Origin of the sequence: Vibrio eleionomae (assembly GCF_009874545.1) — a bacterium.
In the GTDB taxonomy this organism is placed as follows: domain Bacteria; phylum Pseudomonadota; class Gammaproteobacteria; order Enterobacterales; family Vibrionaceae; genus Vibrio; species Vibrio nitrifigilis.
Genome location: NZ_WEKT01000098.1, coordinates 1 through 6,744, shown reverse-complemented (window position 1 = coordinate 6,744; position 6,744 = coordinate 1). Strand labels below are relative to the sequence as shown.

Here is a 6,744-nt window from a genome sequence, read left to right as displayed (position 1 = left end):
TAGTTGCACATTGGGTTGTTTTTGTTATTTTATGAACAATAACTTCCCCATATGAACTTATTAACTTACTGATAATAAATGATTTTATCTTTTGTTTTTATTTGTTTGAATTTTATTTGATTAATACTGAGTCAGTTGGATGTCAAATTAAAGTTGATTTTAAGTGATGACATAAGGTATCTTCGTGCGCTATTAAAATAAAACTTATTAGTTGGCAACCTTATATCTATTAGATTTACATTAATTAGGAAAATGTAATTGATGACGTCTTATATTTATAGTTGTAATGGATTACTTGCGCGTGTTATGGAAAACGCCTAAACCGTAGGGCGGTAGCGTATCAAATGAAGAATTATCGTAATAAATTAGTACTATCAATTTTCTTATCCTGTCTGTTTTTATCTGGCTGTTCATCCCCTCCAAGGCATATTGAAGCAACTGTTCCTTTAGTCGAATCTTCTTATTCTGACGTTGATTCTTTAGGACAAGAGTTGCCACTAATCTTTTGGAAACATTTCTCAGTCGCAGGCACGGCCCGTATTAGTGAAGCCAATTACAATGTGTTTGCCACTAAATCCTATATTTCTGCGTTAGGTCTACTGTGTAGAAATTTAACGATTAAAAATATCAATTCAAGTACACACACTCAGCGCATTGCATGTACTCATGCCTCTCAAGATGAACTCACCGCACTCACGCCATGGTATCTAACGCGTGATATCAAAAAACCAACGTCAGATCTGAAACTTTAAGTGACTTATGATTTTTAAACAAAAGACGGCCATTGCACTCTTTTCTGGTCTACTGTTCATTAACAGTGCGTTTGCTGCGGACAGTAGTTTTCTCCTTCTTAATCAATCCTCTTCAGCAACCCCTTCCAAAGTGGATGCCTCTACTAGCGCCCCAAATCAAACATTAGAAAGTGGTAGCTATGAGAAAGCCCAACGCAAAGGTTTACTGTTGCCAAGCGAGGCCAATATTCGTGATTTGCTGCCTTCATCTGGTGAAGATATGCCGCCTCCTTACGGAGCGAACCTATTCGCTGGTGGCTATGAGACAGAGAGAACAGATGGTACCCGAGATAATTACCCTATCGCCGCTGGCGATAAGTTAAATATTTGGATTTGGGGGGCAACAAACTATTCGAGTGTGGTAACTGTTGATAATCAAGGAAACATCTTTATCCCAGATATTGGCCCTATTTATGTTAAAAACGTAATGGCGGGTTCGATAAACAGTTATGTATCTAAAAAGATAAAGCAAGTATACACTCGTAATGTGAATGTTTACGTTAACCTGCTTACTGCTACCCCTGTTAGTGTGTATTTATCTGGTGCGATTATTCGTCCTGGGCAATATGCAGGCATGGCATCTGATAGCTTGCTTTATTATTTGCAAAGGGCTGGTGGTGTTGATTCTGAGCGAGGAAGCTATCGTGATATTGAGGTGATTCGCCAGGGTAAAACCATTGCAACCGCTGACCTCTACGATTTTATGCGCTCGGGTAAACTACCTCATGTCAGCTTTAAAGATGGTGACATCATTTTGGTGACACCTCAAAAGGCAGCCATCACTGTAACAGGCAGTGCTCGTAATCCTTTCCGCTTTGAACTTAATCAAGACAATACAACTGGTGAACAGTTAATTAAATATGCTCGACCATTAGCGAAAGTAAGCCATGTGGGGATTGTCGGTAATCGAGATTCTGGCCCTATCTCCCTTTATATGACTTATGATGATTTCAAATCATTTTCCCTAAAAGATGGTGATAAAGTCATCTTTAATGATGATTTACGTTCAAAGGTATTAGATATTCAAGTATCGGGCAGCTACCAAGGACCATCTTATTTCGCTGTTGACCAATCTACCCACCTGCACGACATCCTAAATTATATTCCTGTTGATCCGAAACTTGCGGATACCGATTCTATCTACGTATTACGTAAAAGTGTGGCAGAGCGACAGAAGAAAATGTTGGATGATTCGCTAGAACGATTAGAGCGTAGCGTACTTACAGCGCCAGCTTCTTCAGATGGTGAAGCCGGAATTCGTGCGGAAGAAGCAAAAATGGTGATGCAGTTTACTGCGCAAGCCCGCAAGGTTAAGCCGGATGGCCGCGTGGTTGTCTCTGATGACGGCAATATCGCCGATATCCAATTGGAAGAAGGCGACCAAATTGTTATTCCATACAAAACTGACTTGATTCAGGTTGGTGGTGAAGTGCTGATGCCACAAGCGGTTGTTTACAACTCACAAGCCACCTTAGATGATTATATTGCTTGGGCAGGTGGTTTCAGCGACCGAGCTGATGACGAGCATATTGCGATTGTGCACGCGAATGGGTTAGTCGAATTTGATCCTGAATCTAAAATTCGCAAAGGTGATCAGATCTTAGTATTACCTAAAGTCGAAACAAAAGGTATGCAGCTTACTAAAGATATTACACAAATTATTTATCAAATCGCGGTTGCCGCTAAAGTCGCTCTCTAAGGTTATGTTATGGCTAAAGTAAAATCGCGTTCAACACTGCAAGTTTGGGGCGACGTTATCTTTGCTATTTTCTTACGCGAAATAAAAAGCAAGTTTAACGATAAGGTGGGGATCTCTTGGGCTGTGATTTCCCCAGTGACGTTTATCTTTGCTTTATCTCTAATGAGAAATACACTCAGTGGTGGAAGAGATGTGCATGGCATGTCGACCTTTCTCTTTATGATGATCGGTATGACATCGATTCAATTTTTCTTAGGGACTATGCAATCGGCCGCAAATGCTATAAAAAAAAGTCGACCACTGTTTTCATTTCGGCAAGTTCAGCCAATTAGTGCCATCTTAGCGATTACAGGGTTAGAATTTCTAATTAAACTTTTTGTGGTCATTGTATTAGGTGTCATTAGCTACCTTTTTAGATTTGATATAACAATTTACGATCCACTCGAAATAATATTTAATTTAGTGAAATTATGGCTAATCGCTGTCAGTATAGGAACTATCTTTGCGATAGGTTATAGCTTTATTCCAGAATTAAACAAGATTGTAGAGATTATGACTAGGCCTTTATTTTTTATTTCTGGTACATTTATGAGTTTGCAGGATATACCAGAAAAATATTGGTGCTATTTAACATGGAACCCAATTTTACACGTGATAGAGTTAACTCGCTACGCTGCTGTACCACAATACGGCAATGCTGGTGTTAGTAATTTTTACGTTAATGTTGTCACATTAGTTTGCGTATCTTTTGCCCTCTCGTGTTACCACGTTAGTTGGAAACAAGCGATAAGTCGTTAAAGTCAATTTCATATGAATAAAGCAGTTGAAAATAAATTCAAAGAATTTCGAAATAGTGTTACATCGCAGGAATTTAATGATGTTGATTTCCTAAATAAAAAAGCTGAGGAGCTAAAAGATGTAGATCCCCAACTATCCAGAAGGATATTGGTTAGAGTCAATAATTTACAAACTGAAAATGCATTTAAAGTATTTAAAGATAGCCTAACTAAAGAACAATGGAATGATGTAGAGTTTTTGGTATCGGAAAAAGAGTCTAAAAATAACGTTCTAATTAAAAATAAACTGGAAGAAAGAATTAATATATTGAAAAAATTGAATTTTTCAAAAGAGACTCTCCTCGAAAAAACAGAAAGTATAGAACCTGCAAATACACAAGATTGGAAGAAAACATTTAAGCAACGAGCTAAAGCGCCTTTCTTCTTAATCGTAGTCTTACCAACGATTATTTTTTCACTTTATCAACTATTTGTTGCATCTGATAGATATGAGAGTGAAGCTCAAGTACTCGTACAACAGCCAGATTCAAGTACGACATTAGATACTTCTATGGCGATTTTGACGGGGCTGGGTGTTGGTACATCGTCTGGTTCAGATCCTCAGATATTAAAAGCTTATATTTATTCTACGGATATGCTGACCTTTTTAGATGATAAGCTGCATCTACGCAAGCATTATACGAATAGCAATATAGATATATTTAGTCGACTTGTTTGGGATGATAAAGAAGCATTTTTAAAATACTATTCAGACCATGTTACCGTTAATATCGATAGTACATCAGGTATTCTTAGTATTTATGCTCAGGGGTTTTCTCCTAAATTTTCAAATCGACTGGTTAAAACGATTGTTAAACGATCTGAATGGTATATTAACTCGATTGGTCATCAATTAGCCCAAGCTCAGCTCGATTTTGTGAAAAAAGAGCACTCAAATATAGAGCAGAAACTAAAAACTGCACAAAGTCATTTATTAACTTTTCAGCAAAAACATAATCTTTTAGATCCTACCGCTGAAGGCGCCGCATTACAGCAAATTGCGTATACTCTTGAAGGTCAAATTACCGCTAAAGAAGCAGAGTTGAAGACTGCACGTCATATTATGTCGGAGAGTGCCCCAAAAGTATTAAATCTTCAGCAAGAGATTTCTGGCCTAAAACTACAGCTGGAAAATGAGCGCAATAAACTTGCGACCAAAGATAAAGATGATAAGCGTTCGGTAGGGGATATATTAGCCAAATTTGCCGATCTAAAAGTCGATAATGAACTGGCACTACAAGCATACACTTCATCGCAAGTCTCTTTAGAAAAGTCTCGGATAGAAACGTATCGTCAATTGAAATATCTTGTGGTTGTGGAAAGTCCGACTCTACCTGATGATAACGAATATCCAGATGTGCCATATAACATCACACTATTTTTTATCGTATTCGCAATGATGTTCGGTGTTGGTCGTATTATTTATTTAACGATTAAAGAACTTAAATAGTAATAGATTCACAGATCAATTATTAAAACGTAATTCTAGATAATCTTTGGAGAAAGTGTGAAATTTTACTTTTCTGTAATATCACATAATCATGATAAACTGATTTTGAAGCTAAAAACGCTTCAGAGACTATCTAAGTATAGTGAAATAACGGTTATATTTAGGGACAATATTCCATCCAATTTGATGAGAAAACATTGCCAAGAATTAAATATTGATTACTGCTCTAACGTCAATGAAAAAGGTTTCTCTGAAAATAATAATTTAAATTACTTACGTGCGAAAGAACTCGGAATGTCAAGTTCCGATTATTTCATATTATTAAATCCAGATGTGTTATTAATACATGATGAAATAAAATTTTTAAAGAATGAAATCACAGATGGAAAAGTAAAGTTGGCCGCTCCAAATTTATTTTTAAATAAGAATAAAACATTATTTGATGATAACCTCAGAACGTACCCAAAATTTTCCAATTTTATTAAAAACTATCTAGTGGGAAATAGAAGTACAGTCATTAATAAATCAAAACCACATGAAATTAAAGCCAATTTCTGGGCTAGTGGTGCTTTCTTAATCATTAAATCAGAGCTATATGAAGAACTTAATGGATTTGATGAAAGATATTATTTGTACTGTGAAGATATTGATTTTTGCTACCGCGCTCATAGGGTTGGAGAGGTAGTGACTTTTCTACCTGATAATACAGCTATTCACTATCGGCGGTGTGCCAGTCGAAAGTTTCTTTCAAAAGAGTTTTTTTGGCATGTTATTAGTGTATTTAAATACACTATGATGATTCATGGTTGGGCACATACGCGTAGCCAGCTAAAACAAAAAGTTACCGATGATATCGAAGAAAAAACAGCTGATGCCTCTAATAACGCTTAATTCTAATCCATGTTGGATCATTGTTGTTTTTTTTGAACCAGATCAATCTTGCCAAAAATTTTGGCTAGCTATAGCGCAAGAACATAACATTATTATTATTGATAATAGCGCTAATTATTCAACTTCTCGTGAGTTAGAAAAATCGGCTCAATATACATTCCATAATGCAAATAAGGGCGGTATTGCTGGAGCATTAAACCAAGGGTTAACATATATAAGAGATCATGGTTTATCTGAATGGTGTTGTCTCTTCGATCAAGATAGCAGACCGAGTTTTAGCTTTTTTTCAAGTATGCTTAATCAAATTTCTTTGATTAACGAAAAAGATAAAGTCGCACTATGTGCACCTGTCTATTACGAAACCAATTTGCAGAAAATTGCTGACGTCATTGAAATTACTAATAATAAATTAAAACGGCATAAATATTCTGATATTAAAGATCTAAATATTGTGAATGCGACATATACTATAACATCGGGTAGCGTGATTAATTTATCAGCATGGGATGCAATAGGACACTACGATGAAGCTTTGTTTTTGGATTTTGTCGATATTGAATGGGGTATGCGAGCCAGCAGTATTGGATATAAAATAATTGTCTTCCCAAGAATAATTATGCAGCATACTTTAGGTGATAATCCAATTAAATTATGGTTCTATACTTTTCCTAATCATTCAAGTAAACGACATTACTTATATTTTAGAAATGTTTTTCTTATGATAAAAAAACGACATGTGTTTTTGTCTTGGAAGAAAAAGGAACTAATAAAATTAATTCCTAGGATTTTTATTTATTCTTTTTTTTCAAAGAATAATATAAATAATATTAGGTCGATATTTTTAGGAATGTTTGACGGTTTGAAATTTTTAAAAAGATAGTATTTGTACAAAGAATAATATAAATAATATTAGGTCGATATTTTTAGGAATGTTTGACGGTTTGAAATTTTTAAAAAGATAGTATTTGTAATTATTTCCAAAATTAATTTTATTTTAATTAACCATTATATAAAATATAAATTATTTGGTGTTCAAAAAGTAGATAAATTACTATTATTAATAATATTTAATTTTCT

General features: G+C 35.2%; 6 protein-coding genes. All 6 read left to right on the top strand.

Features of this window, described 5'->3' with window-relative positions:
* Positions 1 to 344: 344 nt before the first annotated feature.
* The 6 genes from F9817_RS23275 to F9817_RS23250 are packed head-to-tail and all read left to right on the top strand — an operon-like array spanning position 345 to position 6,547.
* Positions 345 to 752, top strand: coding sequence for a hypothetical protein (locus F9817_RS23275; RefSeq protein WP_161158597.1), 408 nt, complete (start codon positions 345 to 347; stop codon positions 750 to 752).
* A gap of 7 nt (positions 753 to 759) precedes the next feature.
* On the top strand, positions 760 to 2,490 hold the full coding sequence (locus F9817_RS23270; RefSeq protein WP_161158596.1) for a polysaccharide biosynthesis/export family protein: 1,731 nt from the start codon (positions 760 to 762) through the stop codon (positions 2,488 to 2,490).
* 9 nt (positions 2,491 to 2,499) lie between these two features.
* Positions 2,500 to 3,288 (top strand): ABC transporter permease, encoded by a 789-nt coding sequence (locus F9817_RS23265; RefSeq protein ID WP_161158595.1) that lies wholly within the window; start codon positions 2,500 to 2,502, stop codon positions 3,286 to 3,288.
* 12 nt (positions 3,289 to 3,300) lie between these two features.
* Positions 3,301 to 4,776: a KpsE/RkpR family capsule polysaccharide export protein gene (locus F9817_RS23260; protein WP_161158594.1), complete on the top strand. Its 1,476-nt coding sequence runs from the start codon at positions 3,301 to 3,303 to the stop codon at positions 4,774 to 4,776.
* Positions 4,777 to 4,833: 57 nt separating this feature from the next.
* Positions 4,834 to 5,667, top strand: coding sequence for a glycosyltransferase family 2 protein (locus tag F9817_RS23255; RefSeq protein WP_161158593.1), 834 nt, complete (start codon positions 4,834 to 4,836; stop codon positions 5,665 to 5,667).
* Positions 5,648 to 6,547, top strand: a complete 900-nt coding sequence (locus F9817_RS23250; protein WP_161158592.1) for a glycosyltransferase — start codon at positions 5,648 to 5,650, stop codon at positions 6,545 to 6,547. The genes F9817_RS23255 and F9817_RS23250 overlap by 20 nt, the downstream gene beginning before the upstream one ends.
* Positions 6,548 to 6,744: the final 197 nt, after the last annotated feature.

What these genes read in the sequence shown, in the direction of transcription:
- F9817_RS23275 (WP_161158597.1), top strand. Translation starts at nt 345, where the DNA reads ATGAAGAATTATCGTAATAAATTAGTACTATCAATTTTCTTATCCTGT.
- F9817_RS23270 (WP_161158596.1), top strand. Translation starts at nt 760, where the DNA reads ATGATTTTTAAACAAAAGACGGCCATTGCACTCTTTTCTGGTCTACTG.
- F9817_RS23265 (WP_161158595.1), top strand. Translation starts at nt 2,500, where the DNA reads ATGGCTAAAGTAAAATCGCGTTCAACACTGCAAGTTTGGGGCGACGTT.
- F9817_RS23260 (WP_161158594.1), top strand. Translation starts at nt 3,301, where the DNA reads ATGAATAAAGCAGTTGAAAATAAATTCAAAGAATTTCGAAATAGTGTT.
- F9817_RS23250 (WP_161158592.1), top strand. Translation starts at nt 5,648, where the DNA reads ATGCCTCTAATAACGCTTAATTCTAATCCATGTTGGATCATTGTTGTT.